This window comes from Colwellia sp. MB3u-55, from assembly GCF_014076785.1.
GTDB lineage: Bacteria > Pseudomonadota > Gammaproteobacteria > Enterobacterales > Alteromonadaceae > Colwellia_A.
On record NZ_JACGUS010000085.1, the window covers coordinates 1 to 384 of the forward strand.

The window sequence follows — 384 nt, forward strand, 5'->3', positions numbered from 1 at the left end:
TTAATCGCTTTTGTAAATACCTATGTCATATGTAAATCACAGCGCGACACCGTTCATTACGACATAAATACTTTATTTATATCAGCTTTCCAGATTGTTAAAGAACTCATTCTTAACGCGCATTCGGTTAAAAACGTGGTTTAAAAAACCAAACTTAATTTATCGAACTCGATAGATTAAGTTTGGTCTCTTTCTTTATACGAAGAATCATAATGGTCTCTTATATTATTCATATAAGATGGTGGAGCTATGCAGGATCGAACTGCAGACCTCCTGCGTGCAAGGCAGGCGCTCTCCCAGCTGAGCTATAGCCCCATCGGGATTCTTCTAATTTGTTATCATGTAATTTGTGTAGACACTCGTGAAACCGAAGTTTCCATTAAA

At 37.2% G+C, this 384-nt stretch carries 1 tRNA gene; it reads right to left on the reverse strand.

Annotated elements, in window-relative coordinates:
- Positions 1 to 239: 239 nt before the first annotated feature.
- A tRNA-Ala gene (locus H4J66_RS05135) sits at positions 240 to 315 on the reverse strand.
- Positions 316 to 384: the final 69 nt, after the last annotated feature.